The sequence below is a fragment of the Janthinobacterium aquaticum genome (assembly GCF_009208565.1).
GTDB lineage: Bacteria > Pseudomonadota > Gammaproteobacteria > Burkholderiales > Burkholderiaceae_D > Janthinobacterium.
On record NZ_WFLK01000001.1, the window covers coordinates 236,003 to 254,006 of the forward strand.

The 18,004-nt window shown below is 63.4% G+C and carries 15 protein-coding genes; 6 read left to right on the top strand and 9 right to left on the bottom strand.

Annotation, left to right across the window (positions count from 1 at the left end; all coding sequences use genetic code 11):
* From GCM43_RS01015 to GCM43_RS26350, 4 genes are all read left to right on the top strand, one after another.
* Entirely contained in the window at nt 1-873 is an 873-nt protein-coding gene (locus GCM43_RS01015) for a hypothetical protein (RefSeq protein WP_152241650.1), read from the top strand.
* Between the two features lie 43 nt (nt 874-916).
* Nucleotides 917-3,793 (top strand): insulinase family protein, encoded by a 2,877-nt coding sequence (locus tag GCM43_RS01020; protein ID WP_152241651.1) that lies wholly within the window; start codon nt 917-919, stop codon nt 3,791-3,793.
* Nucleotides 3,794-3,895: 102 nt separating this feature from the next.
* Entirely contained in the window at nt 3,896-5,926 is a 2,031-nt protein-coding gene (locus tag GCM43_RS01025; RefSeq protein ID WP_152241652.1) for a M3 family metallopeptidase, read from the top strand.
* 328 nt (nt 5,927-6,254) lie between these two features.
* Nucleotides 6,255-6,377, top strand: coding sequence for a hypothetical protein (locus tag GCM43_RS26350; protein ID WP_264372632.1), 123 nt, complete (start codon nt 6,255-6,257; stop codon nt 6,375-6,377).
* Nucleotides 6,378-6,392: 15 nt separating this feature from the next.
* Here the strand turns inward: GCM43_RS26350 and GCM43_RS01030 are convergent, their stop codons facing one another.
* Nucleotides 6,393-6,821, bottom strand: a complete 429-nt coding sequence (locus GCM43_RS01030; protein WP_152241653.1) for a hypothetical protein — start codon at nt 6,819-6,821, stop codon at nt 6,393-6,395.
* A gap of 49 nt (nt 6,822-6,870) precedes the next feature.
* The gene (locus tag GCM43_RS01035; protein WP_193315493.1) at nt 6,871-7,260 is read right to left on the bottom strand and encodes a winged helix-turn-helix transcriptional regulator; all 390 of its coding nucleotides are present in this window, start codon (nt 7,258-7,260) and stop codon (nt 6,871-6,873) included.
* A 161-nt stretch (nt 7,261-7,421) separates the two neighbouring features.
* On the opposite strand from GCM43_RS01035, the gene GCM43_RS01040 reads away from it, so the two are divergent.
* The gene (locus tag GCM43_RS01040) at nt 7,422-8,135 is read left to right on the top strand and encodes a S24 family peptidase (protein WP_152241655.1); all 714 of its coding nucleotides are present in this window, start codon (nt 7,422-7,424) and stop codon (nt 8,133-8,135) included.
* A 42-nt stretch (nt 8,136-8,177) separates the two neighbouring features.
* Here GCM43_RS01040 and GCM43_RS01045 read toward each other — a convergent pair whose 3' ends face one another.
* From GCM43_RS01045 to GCM43_RS01075, 7 genes are all read right to left on the bottom strand, one after another.
* Nucleotides 8,178-10,064 carry a propionate--CoA ligase gene (locus GCM43_RS01045; RefSeq protein ID WP_152241656.1) on the bottom strand — a complete coding sequence of 629 codons (1,887 nt, stop codon included), beginning with the start codon at nt 10,062-10,064 and terminating at the stop codon, nt 8,178-8,180.
* A gap of 29 nt (nt 10,065-10,093) precedes the next feature.
* The gene (gene prpF, locus GCM43_RS01050) at nt 10,094-11,293 is read right to left on the bottom strand and encodes a 2-methylaconitate cis-trans isomerase PrpF (protein WP_152241657.1); all 1,200 of its coding nucleotides are present in this window, start codon (nt 11,291-11,293) and stop codon (nt 10,094-10,096) included.
* A gap of 83 nt (nt 11,294-11,376) precedes the next feature.
* A complete protein-coding gene (acnD, locus tag GCM43_RS01055) occupies nt 11,377-13,989 on the bottom strand; it encodes a Fe/S-dependent 2-methylisocitrate dehydratase AcnD (protein ID WP_152241658.1) in 2,613 nt (870 codons plus the stop codon).
* Between the two features lie 11 nt (nt 13,990-14,000).
* Entirely contained in the window at nt 14,001-15,155 is a 1,155-nt protein-coding gene (gene prpC, locus GCM43_RS01060; protein ID WP_152241659.1) for a bifunctional 2-methylcitrate synthase/citrate synthase, read from the bottom strand.
* A gap of 24 nt (nt 15,156-15,179) precedes the next feature.
* Nucleotides 15,180-16,067, bottom strand: coding sequence for a methylisocitrate lyase (prpB, locus tag GCM43_RS01065; RefSeq protein ID WP_152241660.1), 888 nt, complete (start codon nt 16,065-16,067; stop codon nt 15,180-15,182).
* Nucleotides 16,068-16,325: 258 nt separating this feature from the next.
* Complete coding sequence (locus tag GCM43_RS01070; RefSeq protein WP_152241661.1) at nt 16,326-16,577, bottom strand: hypothetical protein; 252 nt, start codon at nt 16,575-16,577, stop codon at nt 16,326-16,328.
* A gap of 115 nt (nt 16,578-16,692) precedes the next feature.
* Nucleotides 16,693-16,929, bottom strand: a complete 237-nt coding sequence (locus tag GCM43_RS01075) for a hypothetical protein (RefSeq protein WP_152241662.1) — start codon at nt 16,927-16,929, stop codon at nt 16,693-16,695.
* 130 nt (nt 16,930-17,059) lie between these two features.
* Here GCM43_RS01075 and GCM43_RS01080 point away from each other — a divergent pair, with 130 nt between their 5' ends.
* Entirely contained in the window at nt 17,060-17,917 is an 858-nt protein-coding gene (locus tag GCM43_RS01080) for an MBL fold metallo-hydrolase (RefSeq protein WP_152241663.1), read from the top strand.
* Nucleotides 17,918-18,004 lie beyond the last annotated feature (87 nt).

Sequence of the window (18,004 nt, forward strand, 5' to 3'; positions counted from 1 at the left end):
ATGCAAGCCTACCACTCGAACCCCACCGTACGCGATGACTGCATCGCGCAATTGCGCAAACAAGCCGAACAGAAACGCCTGGCGCCGGGCCCACTGGCCTGGAATGGCGAAAAAGGCAGCCTGATCGGCTGCCTGCTCGAAAGCGAAGACCTGGTCAAATGGGAAAACGATCTTGGCCTGCCGCAGTGGCTGGCAACGACCGCCGACGGCATTGCGGCCCAGCAGCAGACCATCGATGACGCACTTGATTTCGGCATCCGTCTGCTCAACGCCATCCGCCCGGGCGCCGACGTTTCGCCCGCTGCCAGCGCCGTGATCCTGAGCGTGCTGGCCGATGCGCGCGCCTTTGTCGGCCAGTCGACCGATGTGCCGGCCGAACTCGACGCCGTATTGCAGCAGGTGCAATCGCTGCAGCAGCAGGTGATGGCAGGCCAGCGCCCGGTTCCAGCCGACTGGCGCGCCGCACGCCGCAGCGCAACCGGCGTGACCGATGGCCTCGACAGCGAACTGCTGCAAAGCCTGGCCGTGTGCGTCGAAACGGCAGCGTGGGACCCGTCCACCTCGAAGGCCGTGGTCTACGACACCTTGCGCGTCTACAGCAAGGCGGCCATCAGCAAGGCCGACGTCGAATCAGGCTATACCAAGGAAGACGACACCAATATCCGCACCCACCTCAAGTTGATGTGGGATACCCATCTTGCCAGCAAGCCGGAGCTGCAGGAACAGGGCATTACCGTCTTTTCCCTGCTGGCCGAGCACCACCCGGACGTCCACGACAAGATCGTCTGGAAGAACCGGATCGACCGCGACGCCATCATCAGCGCCAACCGCCGCGCGGCCGACGTCCTGATCGAGCAGCTCAAACAGGCTTGATGCCTCACCCTGGCGGCGCGTCCGCCTTTTACTGCCTATTGCCATGACACTATTCGAAAAACTTCGCAGCCACGACATCGCCGAGCTGCGCACGACCGTCGAGGAATATGTCGAGCCGTTGTCGGGCGCGCGCCATATCCACCTGCTCACCGACCAGGCCGACCTGGCCTTCCTGGTGGCGTTCCCGACGGTCCCGCACAACAGCGACGGCCGGGCCCATATCCTCGAGCACCTGGCGCTATCGGGCTCGCAGCGCTACCCGGTGCGCAATCCCTTCTTTTCGATGATGCGGCGCTCGACGGCCAGCTTCATGAACGCGATGACCTACGCCGACCGTACCGTCTATCCGTTTGCCACCACGGATCGCAACGATTTTTTCAACCTGCTCGACGTCTACCTGGACGCGACCTTCTTCCCGACGCTCGACTACCTCAATTTTCTGCAGGAAGGCTGGCGCTACACGCTCGAAGACGGCAAGTTGCGCTACCAGGGCGTGGTGCTGAACGAAATGAAAGGCGCCTTTACCAACCCCTTGCAGGCGCTCTACAACGGCATCACCGCTCAGCTGCTGGCAGGAACGACCTATGCGGTGGTGTCGGGCGGCGATCCGCTCGATATTCCTGCGCTCGACTACCAGGCGCTCAAAGATTTCCATGCCAGCCACTACCACCCGTCGCAAGCGCTGTTCATGACGGCTGGCGCCATGCCTGCGGCGCAAGTGCAGCAGCGCATCGCCGAACGCGTGCTGGCGCAACTGCCCGGCAACGCGCCGCGGCGCCTGCCGCAACTGGCCACCGTGGCCGCGCCACGCCAGCACACCATCGGCGTGCCGGCCCAGGCAGACAGCGCCAGCGAACATGGCGTGCAAAGCGCCTGGGTCCTGGGTGAATCGGCCGACCTGACCGCGCTGCACCACGCCCACCTGCTGCAGGCGGGCCTGCTCGGTGACGCTGCGGCGCCGCTGCGCAAGGCGCTCGAATCGGCCGGCTACGGCCGCCCTGCCCGCATTATCGGCATGGACGCCAATGCGCGCCAGATCCTGTTCCATGTCGGCATGGAAGGATTGACGCGCGAGCAGCTCGACGACGCGCGCGCGCTGTTGCAGCAGACGCTGGAAGCGGTAGCGCAGACGGGCGTGCCGGAAGCGGCGCTGCAGGCAGCGCTGCGCGACATCGTCTACCAGCAGCGCGACACATCGGGCGGACGCATGCCCAATATTCTGTCGCGCATGCTCAATGCCGTGCCTGCGGTACTGCGCGACGGCGACGCCATCGACGCATTCGACAGCGCCGCCATCCTCGCCCAACTGCGCCGCGACATCGCCAGGCCCGGCTTTTTCCAGGGCCTGGTGCGCGCGTTGCTGGACAACCCGGCGCGGCTCGATGCGCACGTGCTGCCCGACCCCGATTACTTCAAGGACCGCGCCGCCGCCGAAGAACAACGCCTGGCCACGATACAGGCTGGCATGACGCCGGCGCAGTTCGAGCGCATAGGCGCCGACAACCGTGCACTTGAAGAACTCCAGCGCGCACCGGCAGACGCCTCGCTACTGCCACGCATCCGCCCTGCCGACCTGGATCGCCAGCCCAAGGCGCTGCCGGCAGTACCTGAGGCACGGGACGGCAAATATGTGTTCAGCATTGCCTCGAACGGCATTTCTTCGGCGCGCATGCAGTTTGACATCAGCGCACTGGGCGAACATAACTGGCCGTGGCTCAGGCTTTACGCCAGCCTGCGCGACGGCCTGGGCGTGACAGACATGCGCTTCGAGCAGGCCGGGGCCTGGCGCCGCAGCCAGGTCGCACAATTTGACATCGGCGTGCAGCCGCTGCTCGACAGCGCAGGTGCGCTGCGCCTGTCGATGAATTTTTATGCCAGCGCGCTGCGCGAAGACCATGCGCAGATCGCCGCAGTGCTTGACACGTATGTCGGGCAGCCACGCTTTGATGAGCAGGCCCGTATCCGCTTCCTGGTCGAACTCATGCTGCGCCAGCGTCGCAACAGCCTGGCGCAGGAAGGCGACCGACAGGCCCACCTGGCTGCCAGCGCGCCCCTGTCGCCGCTGCGCGCGTTCGAAGATGCCAGCGAAGGCGCCGCCTACAGCACTTTCCTGGCGCACCTGCAAGCGAAAATGGCGACCGAAGAAGGGTATCAGGCGGTGATTGATCGCCTGGCAAGCCTGCATGAAAGCCTGGTGCAGTGCCCCGCTACCGTGCTGCTGGCGGGCTCCGGTGACGATGCACAGGCCCTGGCTGCGCTGTTCAACATGGCGCCAGCCCAGGATGCGCCTGCGCGCCACCGCACCATCAGCGGCAAGCGGGCAGCCCTGGCGCTGTATGCGCCCAGCCAGGTCAACCATTGCCATATCGCCTGGAAAGCGCCGGACATGCAACATGCGGACGCACCGGCACTGGCGGTGGCGGCCGAACTGTTCCAGCATCAGTTCCTGCACCAGGCGCTGCGCGAACGCGGCGGCGCCTACGGCGGCAGCGCCAGCTACGCAGAAGGCGCCGGCACCTTCACGATGCAGTCCTACCGTGATCCGCGCCTGGCCGCAACCTACGCCGATTTTGCCGAAGCAGTCGAGCGCATGCTCGACCGTCCGTTCACGCAGGAACAGCTGGAAGAGGCGATCGTGTCGACCATCAAGAAGCTCGACCATCCGGCCGCGCCGTTTGGTGCGGTACTGGCGGCCTGGTCGCTGCACCAGCGCGGCATCGGCACAGCCGCGCGCCAGCAATATCGCTCAGGCGTACTGGCCTGCACCATCGATGCCGTACGGCAGGCGGTGGCACGCTGGCTCAGGGACGCCAGCGCCAGCCGCGCCGCCTCGGTAGGCAATCTCGCGCAAGACATGGCAGGGCTTGAAGTACTGGATCTGGCGGCGTCGCTTGGCGCCGAAGCGCAACACAGCGCATGACACTGCCCTGACTGACCTCCCGGTACGGCAGCGCAACGTTCAGCGTTGCCGTACCGGTTACACAGCTGCCCGCAGCACTGACCACACTTCCCCACACTTCTCATGCATACCCCCCCGCTCAATTTCAACGGTGCGCCCGATTTTCGGGCCATCGATCCGGCCCTGATCGCGCCGGCCATCGACCAGTTGCTGGCCGAAGCCGACGCTGCGCGCCAGCACGCGGCCGGCCCGGACGTGGCTGCCAACTATACGGCGCTGGCCGCCGCGCTCGATCTGCCGGTCGAACGCCTGACCATGGCCTGGCATCTCGTCTCGCATCTGCACGGCGTAGCCGATACGCCGGCGCTGCGCGCAAGCTATCTTGCCTGCCTGCCCGGGGTCAGCGCTTTTTTTACCGCGCTGGACGGCGACGTGGCGCTCTACCGCAAGTATCGCAAGGCTGCCGGCGACGCCAGCCTGTCGTCGCAGCAGGCGCGCGCCACGGCGCTCACCGTCGAAGCTGCGCGGCTGTCGGGGGCCGAACTCGATGCTGCCGACAAGGCACGCTTTGCCGTGCTGGCGCAGCGCCGCGCCATGTTGACGCAGCGTTTTTCCAGCAATGTCCTTGACGCCACCGACCGCTTTGCCATGTATGTTGCGCTACCCGAGATGGAGGGCGTGCCGACCGATGTGCTCGAAGCGACGCGCAAGGCGGCAGCGGCCGACGGGTACGAAGGCTGCAAGCTCAATGTGCAGCAGGCTACCTACTCGGCCATCATGCGCCAGGCCAGCAACCGTGCGCTGCGCGAAAAGCTCTATCACGCCCACGTCACGCGCGCCAGCGAGTTCGGTCCGGCGGAACTGGACAATACGGCGCTGATGGACGAACTGCTTGCGCTGCGCCACGAAACGGCGGCGTTGCTGGGACTGGCCAATTACGCCGAATTGTCGCTCGCGCCGAAGATGGCGCAAAGCCCGGCACAGGTCACGGCTTTTCTCGACGAACTGGCAGCGTCGGCCAGGGCTTCGGCAGTGAGCGAAATCGAGGAAGTGCGTACGTTTGCGCGCGAAGAACTGGGACTGGACGAGTTGCAGGCCTGGGACCTGCCCTTTGCCAGCGAGCGCCTGCGCCAGGCCCGGTTTGCGTTCAGCCAGAGCGAAGTGAAGCGCTATTTCCAGGTTGACCGCGTGCTCAACTCGTTGCTGCAGCTGGTACAACGCATTGCCGACGTCGAGATCACTGCCGCCGACGTGCCGGTCTGGCACGACAGCGTGAGTGCCTGGCGCGTGACGCGCCGCGGCGAAGTGCTGGGGTTGTTTTATCTGGACCTGTATGCGCGCGCCGGAAAACGCGGCGGCGCCTGGGTGGATGGCCTGCAGCCGCGCTGGCGCCACGGTGAGCATCTGCGCACGGCGCTGTCTTGCCTGGTCTGCAATTTCACCGCCCCGGGCGACGATGGCGTAGCCACCATCGGCCACGATGAACTCATTACCCTGTTCCACGAATTCGGCCATAACCTGCACGTACTGCTGTCGACCGTGGAGGTGCGCGGCGTATCGGGCTTTTCCGGCGTGGAGTGGGATGCGGTCGAGCTGCCCAGCCAGCTGATGGAGAACTTTGCCTGGCAGTGGGATGTCGTCGAGCCCCTTAGCGCCCATGTTGACGATGGCCGCCCATTGCCCAGGAAACTGTTCGACAAGATGCTGGCGGCCAGGAATTTCCAGAGCGGCCTGGGCCTGCTGCGCCAGATCGAGTTCGCATTGTTCGACATGAAGCTGCACCTGCGTGAACAGCCCGACACCCTCGCGCAGCGCCTGCTCGACCAGGTACGCCAGCAGGTGGCGGTACTGCAGGTGCCGGCCTACAACCGCTTTGCCCATGGCTTTTCGCATATTTTTGCCGGCGGCTACGCGGCCGGCTACTACAGCTACCTGTGGGCGGAAGTGCTGTCGGCCGATGCCTGGGATGCGTTCGAAGAAGCCGGCGTGCTCGACCAGGGTACCTGGGACCGGTTCCGCAGCGAGATACTGGAAGTCGGCGGCAGCCGCCCCGCAGCCAGCAATTTCCAGGCATTTCGCGGCCGTGCGCCAAATAGCGCGGCAATGCTGCGCCAGCGCGCCATCGAGGCCCCCGTCACGCCAGCGGCGGCATAGGTGCAGGCGCGGGCACAAGAACAGATCCTGCTGACCGGCATCGTCGGGCGCGAAGGCGTGCTCGGCGCCCATGCCCGCTTTGCCAGCACCGACTCGATTTCACGCCTGCTCGGCCCAGGCATCGCCGGCCTGCTGGTACAAGCGCTCAATGCCCCGCTTGCCGTGCTCGTTACCGCCTGCATCCTGATGTTATCGATGAGCGTGATGCGCACTGCTGTACATCGGCGCAGCCGGCGCCGTCTTGTGCCTGGTGCTGCGGCGCACGCCGCTGGCGCGCATCGCCTGAACCGTGCAGCCCCCCCCATTGATCCATCAGGAGCATCTGTCCATGCATCCCCATTCCATCCAGCTGTTCGACCCGCAATCGTTCAGCTACACCTATATGCTCGTCTCGCCTGCCGATGGTGCGGCGGTAATCATCGATCCGGTATTCAAACAGCTCGACATATAGTGAAACCCTTCCACCTCACCGCCCCGACCTCACCTCCTTGACCGCCGCAGCCACCTCGGCAGCCATCTCGCCGATGTCCTTGTCGCGCCGGCGGTCGAACCAGCGCACGCAGGCGGCCAGCACCCACCAGGCGGGCAGGCCGATGGCGGCCATCAGCGGGGCGGCGATAAACAGAAAGCCGGTGGCAGGATCGCAGCCGTACAGCACGGCGACCCGGTTGGCGCTGTCGAACAGGCTGGGCCACCAGGACAGCACGGCGGCTACCAGTACGGGGCCCGTAAAGGTGGCGATAATAATGCTCGAGCAGATGCGGATCACCGCTTCTTTTTTTGTTCGCGGCCACATCACCATAAAGCTGAGGATGGTAGCCAGCAGGGCTGCCAGCAGAGGCAGGCCCAGCAATTTGATCCAGGTCGCGCCGGCGGCGCTGATATCGATTTCCATGATACATTTTTCTCGTTTCTGTTACTCAATAGACGCCGCTGCGCCATGGTTATCGCCCTGGCCCGAACAGCGCCGCCACCAGCGGATCGCGCAGCGCCTGGCCGACCGGCCAGCGCGCCGTCAGGCGCACCTGGGGCGGCAATTCGGCCCAGCGCTCACAGTCGCCGCCCGCTTCACCCGCCGCATACAGGGCGGGCCGCTGCCGGCCGGGCTCGGTGCAGTGACGCTGCGCCAGGTGAATCACGCCGCTGTCGCACATATGGCGCAGATAGCGGCTGATGGTGCCGGCGTCGAGCGCCAAGAGGGCAGACAGCTGCGCCGCGCTGGCCTGGCCCTGCTCGGTAATGAACTGCGCGATCCGTGAGATGTGCTGTTGCGAACGCTTGCTGCGCCCCTGCAAGCGGCGTCCTGCCTGGGATGTTCTTTTGCCTGCTGTCATTTGATTGCTGCTTAACATCTGCCTGCCTCCTTGTGCCGGCCCGTCTCGCAGTGTGCGAATTTGCGACAGGCAATGGATGGACTTTATCAATCGCTAATGTTAAAGTCAAGCATTTGGTACTTTATCAAACGGTAAATTTCGGGTTTAATAGGGGGATGGATATGTATCAATACAGACGTGACCGGCTATTGGCGCTGATCGGCGAGCGCTATGCCAATACGCGCAAGAAGATTTCCGACGCCAGCGGCTGGAGCGAGGCGCGCATCTCGCAGATCCTGTCGCCGACCTACCGCGACGGGCGTGCCTTCAGCGAGAAAATCGCGCGCAAGCTCGAAGCGGACCTGCAGCTCGACAGCATGTATTTCGACCAGGGCGCCGCGCCCGATCAGGCCATGCTGGCCGCGCGCGCGCTCAAGGGCGTGCGCGAGGTGGTACTCGACGATGAGCACGACGAGCGCTTCTATACCATCCGCAAAGTCAAGCTGCGCCTGTCGGCCGGCATTACCGGCTTTGCGGTCGAGCCGGAAACCCATGACGGCGGCACCATCAGCGTGCAGCGCGGCTGGGTCGACCGCAACGGTTATCACCCGGACAGGCTGGTGGCCATCAAGGTCAAGGGCGAGAGCATGGAACCGGCCCTGTACGAGGACGATGTGGTGATTATCAACACGGCAGATACACGGCCGGTGGACGGCGTGGTGTTTGCCGTCAACTACGAAGGCGAGCCGGTAGTCAAGCGGCTGGCGCGCGATATCGGCGAATGGTGGCTGACCTCGGACAATCCGGACCAGCGCAAATACCACCGCAAGATGTGCCGCGGCAGGGAGTGCATTATCGTCGGTCGCGTGGTGCGCAAGGAAAGCGAACGGATATGAACAACCGGAGTTTATCATTCGATAAACTCCGGTATAGGCTTACTACGCCAGTGCAGCCTCGATATGCTGCAACGAGGCCGGATCCTCAATCGAGGTCAGGTCGCCCGGACTGCGTCCTTCGCAGATGGCCTGGATCGAGCGGCGCAGCAGCTTGCCCGAACGCGTCTTCGGCAGTTGCGGCACGAACAGCACGCGCGCCGGCCGCGCCACGGCCCCGAGCTGGCGATCCACCACCGCCATCACATCGCGCTCCAGCGCCGCCCTGCCCTCGGCACTTTCGGCTGGCCGGGCGTCTTTCAGAATGACGAAAGCCATCGCCACCTGCCCTTTGAGTTTGTCTTCCATGCCGACCACCGCCACTTCCGACACGTTGGGATGGCTAGAGATGCTCTCTTCGATTTCGCGCGTGCCCAGGCGGTGGCCGGCCACGTTAATGACGTCATCGGTGCGGCCGAGGATAAAGTAATAGCCGTCCGCATCGCGCATGGCCCAGTCGAACGTGGAATACACCTGATGCTCGCTGATGGTCGACCAGTAGGTATCGACAAAGCGCTGATCGTCTCCATAGACCGTCTGCATGCAGCCGGGCGGCAGTGGGCCTTCGAGCACCAGTACGCCGCGCTCGCCGGCGCCGCACTCTTCGCCAGTCGCTTCATTGAGCAGCTTGACGCGATAGCCATACAGCGGCTTGCCGGGGCTGCCCAGGCGCGTCGGCGTGTGCTCGACGCCGCGCGCCACCGTCAGCAGCGGCCAGCCCGTTTCGGTCTGCCAGTAGTTGTCGATAATATCGACCTTGAGTTCATCGGCAATCCACTGCGAGGTGGTTTCATCGAGTGGCTCGCCAGCCAGGTACATCGCTTTCAGCGACGACAGATCGTACTTGCGCATCAGTTCGACCGGATGCTTGCGCAGCACGCGGATGGCAGTCGGCGCCGAGAACATGCGCGTGACCTTGTACTGCTCGACGATGCGCCACCACACACCCGCGTCGGGGCAGATCGGCAGACCCTCGTACATGATGGTGGCCATGCCAGCGATCAGGGGGCCGTAGACGATATACGAGTGGCCGACCACCCAGCCGATATCGGAAGTAGCAAAAAAGGTCTCGCCCGGCTTGGCGCAGAATACATGCTGCATCGACGAAGCCAGCGCCACCGCATAGCCGCCCACGTCACGCTGCACACCTTTGGGCTTGCCGGTGGTGCCCGAGGTGTAGAGCACATACGACATCTCGTTCGATTCGAGCCAGGTGACCGGCACGCTGGCGTCCATGTGCTGTTGACGCAAGCTGGCGTAATCGACATCGCGCCCTGGTTCGAGCTGCATCGGCACCAATCCGCGGTTCACCAGCAGCACCTGCTGCGGCTTGTGCGCAGCAAGCCGTATCGCTTCGTCGAGCAGCGGCTTGTAGGCAATCGCCTTGCCGTTGCGCGAGCCGGCGTCGCTGGAAAAGACCAGCTTGGGCTGCGCATCGTCGATGCGGCTGGCCAGGCTGTTGGCCGCAAAGCCGCCGAACACCACCGAATGGATGGCACCGATGCGCGCGCAGGCCAGCATGGCAAACGCGGCTTCGGCAATCATCGGCATATAGATCAGCACGCGGTCGCCGCGCGCCACGCCCAGCGACAGCAGGATGGCCGCGCAGCGCTCGACTTCGCGCTGCAGCTCGCGGTAGGTATAGGTTTTTTCGGTATTGGTTTCGGTGGAAATGGCGATCAGCGCCGGCGCATCGCCACGCGTGGCGACCCAGCGGTCGACCGCGTTGTGGCACAGATTGGTGGTGCCGCCGACAAACCACTTTGCAAACGGTGGGCGGGAATAGTCGAGCACTTGCGAAAACGGGGTATGCCAGTCGATCCTGCCCGCTTCATCGCGCCAGAAAGCTTCGGGCGCGTCGATCGAGCGCTGATAAAATGCAGCGTAATCCATGTCTCCTCCGGTTGGCCTGCTATTGTTTTTTAAGCGATGACATTGCCAGGCACGCGCACCGCGCCTTCCATCAGCACGCGCGCGCTGCGGCTCATGATGGCCTTGGTAACGCGCCATTCGCCACCCTCCTGCGCCGCCTCGGCGCCCACCATCAGGGTGCCGGACGGATGGCCGAAGCGCACGCTTTGCCGGGCGCCGCCACCGGCCGCCAGATTGACCAGCGTGCCGGGGATGGCAGCGGCCGTGCCGATGGCCACCGCCGCCGTGCCCATCATGGCGTGGTGCAGCTTGCCCATCGACATGGCACGCACCAGCAGGTCGATCTCGCCCGCCCTGACCTCTTTGCCACTCGACGCCACGTAATCGGCAGGCGGCGCCACGAACGCCACCTTGGGCGTATGCTGGCGCGTCGCTGCCTGGGCGATATCGGTAATCAGGCCCATGCGTAGCGCGCCATGCGCGCGGATCAACTCGAACAGCGCCAGCGCGGCCGGGTCGCCGTTGATCGCGTCCTGCAGTTCGGTGCCCACATAGCCGATGGCCGCCGCGTCGACAAAGATGGTGGGGATGCCGGCGTTGATCATGGTGGCTTTCAGCGTACCCACGCCCGGCACCTCGAGTTCGTCGACCAGTTGGCCGGTGGGAAACATCGATGAGCCTGCACCGTCGCCGTCTTCATCGGCGGCCGGGTCGAGAAACTCGAGTTTCACTTCGGCGGCCGGAAAGGTCACGCCATCGAGCTCGAAGTCGCCCGTTTCCTGCACTTCGCCGCCGGTCATCGGCACATGCGCGATAATCGTCTTGCCAATATTGGCCTGCCAGATGCGCACCACGGCTGCGCCGTCATGCGGCACGCGCGCCGGATCGACCAGGCCGGCGCTGATGGCAAACGCGCCGACAGCCGCCGACAGGTTGCCGCAGTTGCCGCTCCAGTCGACAAAGGCCTTGTCAATGGCGACCTGGCCGAACAGATAGTCGACGTCATGGTCCGCGCGGCTGCTCTTGTCGAGGATTACCGTCTTGCTGGTGCTCGAGGTGCCACCGCCCATGCCGTCGATCTGCTTGGCATACGGGTCGGGACTTCCGATGACGCGCAGCAGCAGCGCGTCGCGCGCGCCCCCCGCTTGCTGCGCGCTGGCCGGCAGGTCCTGCAGGCGGAAAAATACGCCTTTGCTGGTACCGCCGCGCATATAGGTGGCGGGGATTTTGATTTGGGGGGGATGGGGCATAATGTATCCAGAAAGTAGGTCGGATTAGCGTGGCAAAGCCACGCGTAATCCGACACATTGTTGACGCTGCCGGTGTTGTCGGATTACGCGGCTGCGCCGCTAATCCGACCTACGGACGACTCCAGAAAATCCTGCGCAAAACGCTGCAGCACGCCGCCGGCCTCGTAGATTGACACTTCTTCGGCCGTATCGAGGCGGCAGGTCACCGGCACTTGCAGCGTCTCGCCGTTGCTGCGATGGACCACCAGTGTCAGGATAGAGCGCGGTGTGCGCTCGCCGAGAACGTCATAGGTCTCGCTGCCATCGAGCGCCAGCGTCTTGCGGTTCACGCCGGGCAAAAACTCCAGCGGCAGCACACCCATGCCAACCAGGTTGGTGCGGTGGATGCGCTCGAAGCCTTCGGCCACGATCGCTTCCACGCCGGCCAGGCGCACGCCTTTGGCTGCCCAGTCGCGCGAGGAACCCTGGCCATAGTCGGCGCCGGCGACAATGATCAAGGGCTGCTTGCGCTCCATATACACTTCGATCGCTTCCCACATGCGTGAGATGGTGCCATCGGGCTCGATGCGCGTGAGCGAACCGGCCTTGACCTTGCCGTCCTCAATCACCATTTCGTTTTTCAGGGTCGGATTGGCAAAGGTGGCGCGCTGCGCCGTCAGATGGTCGCCGCGATGGGTGGCGTAGGAATTGAAGTCCTCTTCCGGCAAGCCCATTTTGGCCAGATACGCGCCCGCTGCGCTGTCGAGCATAATGGCGTTCGACGGCGACAGATGGTCGGTGGTGATATTGTCGCCCAATACCGCCAGCGGGCGCATGCCGCGCAGGGTGCGCGCGCCGGCCAGCGCGCCTTCCCAGTAAGGCGGACGGCGGATATAGGTTGTCTGCGGGCGCCAGTCGTACAGCGCGCTGACCTTCTCGCCGTCATCCACGCGGGCGGCAAACATCGGCACATACACCTTGCGGTACTGCTCGGGCTTGACGCTGGCTGCCACGATGGCGTCGATCTCTTCGTCGGACGGCCAGATATCCTTGAGCGTGACCGGCTTGCCGTCGGCATCGAAGCCCAGCACGTCTTTCTCGATATCGAAGCGGATGGTGCCGGCAATAGCATAGGCCACGACCAGCGGCGGCGAAGCCAGGAAGGCCTGCTTGGCATACGGGTGGATGCGGCCGTCGAAGTTGCGGTTGCCCGACAACACGGCGGTGGCATACAGGTCGCGCGAGACGACTTCTTCCTGGATCACCGGATCGAGCGCGCCGGACATGCCGTTGCACGAGGTGCAGGCAAACGCCACCACGCCAAAGCCCAGCGCTTCGAGTTCGCTCATCAAGCCGGCTTCCTGCAGATACAGTTCGACGGTTTTCGAGCCCGGCGCCAGCGACGACTTGACCCACGGTTTTCTCTGCAGGCCCAGGCGGTTGGCGTTGCGCGCAATCAGCCCGGCGGCAATCATGTTGCGCGGATTGTTGGTGTTGGTGCAGCTGGTAATGGCGGCGATGATGACGGCGCCATCGGGCATTTTGCCCGCTTCGTTTTCTACCACCCCGGCAATGCCGCGCGCGGCCAGTTCCGAGGTTGGCACGCGGCTGTGCGGATTGGACGGCCCGGCGATATTGCGCACCACCGTCGACAGGTCGAACTCCAGCACGCGTTCATACTGCGCCGTGGCCAGGCTGTCGGCCCACAGGCCCGTTTCCCGGGCATAGGCTTCGACCAGCTGCACCAGTTCGTCGTCCCGGCCGGTCAGTTTCAGGTACTTGATGGTCTGCTGGTCGATATAGAACATGGCCGCCGTGGCGCCAAATTCGGGCGCCATATTGGCGATGGTGGCGCGGTCGCCCAGCGTCAGGTGCGAGGCACCCTCGCCAAAAAACTCGAGGTAGGACGACACTACTTTCTGCTTGCGCAGGAATTCCGTCAGCGCCAGCACGGTGTCGGTGGCGGTAATGCCCGGTTGTGGTTTGCCAGTCAGCTTGACGCCGATAATATCGGGCAAACGCATCCACGAGGCGCGCCCCAGCATCACGCTTTCCGCTTCCAGGCCACCCACGCCGATGGCGATCACGCCCAATGCGTCGACCATCGGCGTATGCGAATCGGTGCCCACCAGCGTGTCGGGATAGGCGACGCCGTCCTGCACCTGGATCACCGGCGACATGCGCTCCAGATTGATCTGGTGCAGGATGCCGTTACCGGGCGGGATCACGTCGACGTTCTTGAAGGCCTTCTTGGTCCAGTCGATAAAGTCGAAGCGGTCTTCATTGCGGCGGTCTTCGATGGCGCGATTCTTGGCAAAGGCGTCCGGGTCGAAGCCGCCGCATTCCACCGCCAGCGAATGGTCGACCACCAGCTGCGTGGGGACGACCGGGTTGACCAGCGCCGGGTCGCCGCCCTGCGCGGCAATCGCGTCGCGCAGGCCGGCCAGGTCGACCAGCGCGGTCTGGCCGAGAATGTCGTGGCAGACCACGCGCGCCGGGAACCATGGAAAGTCGAGGTCGCGCCGGCGCTCGATCAGCTGCGTCAGCGAGGCGTCCAGCGTGGCCGGGTCGCAGCGGCGCACCAGGTTTTCCGCCAGTACGCGCGAGGTATACGGCAGGCCGGCCCAGGCGCCAGGTTTGATGGCGTCGACGGCGGCGCGCGCATCAAAGTAGTCGAGCCGGGTGCCAGGCAAAGCCTTGCGGTAAAGATGATTCATGGTGGCGCTCATCAGCTGCGGTCCTTGATCGGCACGAATTGCAAGTCTTCCGGGCCGACATAGTTGGCGCTCGGGCGGATAATCTTGTTGTCGATGCGCTGCTCAATAATGTGCGCGGCCCAGCCCGAGGTGCGCGAAATGACGAACAGCGGTGTAAACATCGCCGTCGGCACGCCCATCATGTGGTACGACACGGCCGAGAACCAGTCCAGGTTCGGGAACATGTTCTTGATCTCCCACATCACCGACTCCAGGCGCTCGGCAATATCGAACATTTTCATCGAGCCCGCTTCCTGCGACAGGCTGCGCGCCACTTCCTTGATGACTTTGTTGCGCGGATCGGAAATCGTGTAGACCGGATGGCCAAAGCCGATCACCACTTCCTTGTTGGACACGCGCTCGCGGATATCGGCTTCGGCTTCGTCGGCGTTGTCGTAGCGTTTTTGAATGTCCAGCGCCACTTCGTTGGCGCCGCCGTGTTTCGGGCCGCGCAGCGCGCCAATCGCACCGGTAATGGCCGAGTGGATGTCAGAGCCGGTGCCGGCAATCACGCGACTGGTAAAGGTCGAAGCATTGAATTCATGTTCAGCGTACAGGATCAGGGACGTGTGCATGGCTTTTTCCCACGACGCCGACGGCTTTTTGCCGTGCAGCAGGTGCAGGAAATGGCCGCCGATCGATTCGTCGTCGGTTTCCACTTCGATGCGCTTGCCGTTATGGCTGTAGTGGTACCAGTACAGCAGCATCGAGCCGAACGAGGCCATCAGACGGTCGGCGATATCGCGCGCGCCCGGTACGTTATGGTCGTCTTTTTCCGGCAGCGTGCAGCCCAGTACCGACACACCAGTGCGCATCACATCCATCGGATGGGCGCCGGCTGGAAGGGCTTCAAGCGCCGCCTTGACGGCCGACGGCAGGCCGCGCAAGGATTTCAGCTTGGCCTTGTAGCCTTTCAGTTCGGCGCTGGTCGGCAGCTTGCCGTGCACCAGAAGGTAGGCAATTTCCTCGAATTCGCAGCTGTCGGCCACATCGAGAATGTCGTAGCCGCGGTAATGCAGGTCGTTGCCGGTCTTGCCGACCGAGCACAGGGCGGTATTACCGGCGGTCACGCCCGACAGGGCAACCGATTTTTTAGGTTTGAAGGTGGCGGCTTGTGGTGCGGTCATGTGCTTCTCCAGAAATAGGTGGATTTATTTTTTCTGCGCGGCGAACAGCGCGTCGAGCTTTTGCTCGAAATCGTGATAGTTGATCGATTCGTACAGTTCCATGCGCGTTTGCATGGTGTCGACCACGTTTTTCTGCGTGCCGTCGCGGCGCAAGGCGGCGTAGACATTTTCAGCCGCCTTGTTCATGGCGCGAAAGGCCGACAGCGGATACAGCGCCAGGCCCACATGGGCGCTGCGCAGCTCGTCGAGCGTAAACAAAGGCGTCGAACCGAATTCGGTGATATTGGCCAGGATCGGCACATTGAGCGCTTTGGCAAATTTGGCGTACATATCGAGGTCGGTGATCGCTTCCGGGAACACCATGTCGGCGCCCGCCTCCACGCAGGCCACGGCGCGCTCGAGCGCTGCTTCCAGGCCATCGACGGCCAGCGCATCGGTACGCGCCATGATCACGAAATTCGGGTCGGTGCGCGCATCGACGGCGGCCTTGATGCGGTCGACCATTTCTTCCTTGCTGACGATTTCCTTGCCCGGACGATGGCCGCAGCGCTTGGCGCCCACCTGGTCTTCGATATGCAAGCCGGCGGCGCCGAACTTGATCATCGACTTGACGGTGCGCGCCACGTTAAAGGCCGAGGAGCCAAAACCGGTATCGGCATCGACCAGCAGCGGCAAATCGCACACGTCGGTAATGCGGCGGATATCTGTCAGCACATCGTCGAGGCCCGAGATGCCCAGATCGGGCAAGCCCAGCGAACCCGCAGCCACGCCGCCACCCGACAGATAAATGGCCTTGTAGCCGGCGCGCTTGGCCAGCAGCGCATGGTTGGCATTAATGGTGCCGACTACCTGCAATGGGGATTCTTCCTGGACAGCTTTGCGAAATGCCGCACCTGCGGAGTACTGAGTCATCTGATCACCTTGGTCTATTGTTTCAACGAGATTGCAATAGCCACACTATTGCAAATGCCGTGCCAGCAGAGGTGAATACCGCAACAAGGCCGAATAATCAGGCTTGGCGGGCAGATGGAGGACGAGAAGAAGACATTGAAATGTTTCAATGATGTTTCAACGATATTTCAATTGCATTTCAAAATCTCAAAATGAAACAATTTTGAAACGTCATGAAACATGCGCAACCGGTAAACACCGGCTGCGTAAGATGGATGCTCAGGCCAGACGCACCAGGGGATTGGCGATAATATTATCGATCTGGCGCACGGCTTCTTCGCAAGCCGCAGCAATGGCGCCGTCTTCGTCGTCGCGCACGAACTGCATGGTCGAGCCTTCGAATACTTCGATGCCTTCCGCGCTGGCGCGTTCGATATCGCAGCTGGCCGACCATTTGCCGTCGCTGGTCGGTACGGCCAAGGGCACGATTTCCCAGCCTTTATAGTGGATTTTGGAACTGTTGTCATTCATGGGGGCCTCCTTGCTCAATATAAGAAATCGTAGCACGTAACATGAAAGGACGGCATGCTGCGGCGTGCTTGCCGCTGTGCCGTGCTCTCATGCGGCGATATGTGCTCAGGGGCGCTCAGGGGCGCAGCAGATTGTCGACTTCGATGCGGGCCACTTCCAGGCCGGCCAGACGGGCCGTATCGGGTGCGGCGTAACCGCCGAGGGTGCGGCTGCGTTCGATCGCCTGCGACGCCGGTTCGCCGTCGCGCTGCAGCCGATAGCTGAAGTCCCACAGGTCGTCATTGTCTTTCTGCGGCGTGACCGAAATGGTGAAGCCGCGATACTGTTCGCTGTGTGCCGTGATATCGTCCATCGATTCCTCCTCGTTGTAAGGTGAAATGCAGCGTAACATGAAGCGCCACACCTTGCCCGCACGTTGCAAAGCGCTGCAGCTTATGCGGTTTTCGCATATCAAACTGCTGGCGCAGCGATATAATGACGCCATGAACCCACTTGTCCAAGCCTTCTTCGACCCCGCCACCGCCACCGTCACCTATGTGGTGTACGAGGCGCCAGGCGGCGCCTGCGCCGTGATCGACTCGGTGCTCGACTATGACGCCAAGTCCGGCCGCACCGGCACCACCTCGGCCGACCAGGTGATCGCTTTTGTGCGCGCGCAGGCGCTGCACTGTCAGTGGCTGCTGGAAACCCACGCCCATGCCGACCATTTGTCGGCCGCGCCGTATCTGCAGCAGCATATCGGCGGCGAGATTGCCATCGGCGCGGCCATCGGCCAAGTACAGCAGGCGTTTGCACCGGTCTACAATCTGCCGCCAGCATCGGCCGATGGTGCGCAGTTCGACCAGCTGTTTGCGCCCGACCAGCTGTTTTGCATCGGCGCCCTGCAGGCGCGTGCGCTGCATGTGCCCGGCCACACGCCGGCCGACCTGGCCTACCAGATCGGTGACGCCGTGTTTGTCGGCGACACCCTGTTCATGCCCGACGTCGGTTCGGCGCGCTGCGATTTTCCCGGCGGCTCGGCCGCCCTGCTGTACCGCTCCGCGCAGCGCCTGCTGTCGCTGCCGCCAGCTACGCGGCTGTTTATCTGCCACGACTATCCGCCGGCCGGCCGGTCAGCACGCTGGGAAACAACGGTAGCCGAACAGCGCGCCAGCAATATCCACCTGCATGACGGCGTCAGCGAAGACCAGTTCGTGACCATGCGCACCACGCGCGACGCCACGCTCGATATGCCAACGCTGATCCTGCCGGCGATCCAGGTCAATCTCAACGCCGGCAGGCTGCCCGAACCGGAAGACAACGGCGTGCGCTATCTGAAGATACCGCTCAACGCTGTCTGAACAGCGCCGCTTGATCTCTCGCAAACAGCGTCACGGGCAATCCGCATACAGTGCAGATTGCCCGTTTTTCTTGGGCGCAACGATATC